General features: G+C 45.3%; 1 protein-coding gene. It reads right to left on the reverse strand.

The annotated features are described in order from the left end of the window. Window positions 1–236: glutamine amidotransferase-related protein (locus CF394_RS00085; RefSeq protein ID WP_439332846.1), on the reverse strand; the 236-nt coding region annotated here is incomplete at both ends.

Consider the following 236-nt stretch of genomic DNA (forward strand, 5'->3'; position numbering starts at 1 on the left):
CCATTCGCCGACGCATTCACAAACACCGAAAACGAAGTTCTTCAAAAGGTCGTTTCCGTATTCTGAATGGCGGACTTCCGGATGAAATTGAACGCCGTACCATTTCTTATCCTTCTTGCTCATTGCTGAGTTCGGGCAATGATGGCTTGTCGCATCAACGGTAAAGCCTTCTGGAACTTCAACAACTAGATCACCATGACTCATCCAGACGACTTGTTCGTTTGGAAGATCTTTAA

Source organism: Tetzosporium hominis (genome assembly GCF_002265435.1).
Lineage (GTDB): Bacteria > Bacillota > Bacilli > Bacillales_A > Planococcaceae > Chryseomicrobium > Chryseomicrobium hominis.